This is a genomic window from Micromonospora sp. BS32 (assembly GCF_059089345.1).
The window spans coordinates 1-479 of the sequence record NZ_JBSSHR010000087.1; the positions used below are offsets into that span (position 1 = coordinate 1).

General features: G+C 70.4%; 1 protein-coding gene. It reads right to left on the minus strand.

Annotation, left to right across the window (positions count from 1 at the left end):
• A partial coding sequence (locus AC5RWQ_RS30380) for a condensation domain-containing protein (protein WP_494286028.1) occupies nt 1–479 on the minus strand: 479 nt, incomplete at both ends.

Consider the following 479-nt stretch of genomic DNA (forward strand, 5'->3'; position numbering starts at 1 on the left):
GTGGGACAGCGAGCGGGACGGGTTCAGCGCCTCCACCAGGTGCTCGAACGGCACGTCCTGATGCGCGTACGCCGACAGCGCCGTCTCCCGCACCCGACCCAGCAACTCCGCGAAACTCGGATCACCACTCGTATCGGTACGCAACACCAGCGTGTTGACGAAGAACCCGACCAGATCGTCCAGCGCCTCGTCCGTACGCCCCGCGATCGGACTGCCGATCGCGATGTCCGTCCCCGCACCCAACCGCGTGTACAGCGCCGCCAACGCCGCCTGCAACACCATGAACAGACTCGCCCCGCTCGCACGCGCCAACTCCACCAGCGCCGCATGCAGCTCCGCGTCGACCCGCAGTCCCAGCACGTCGCCGCCGTACGACATGGCGGCCGGGCGCGGGCGGTCGGCGGGCAGGTGCAGCTGCTCGGGCAGCCCGGCCAGCGCCCTTGTCCAGTAGGCGACCTGGCGGGCGAACAGGGAGTCGG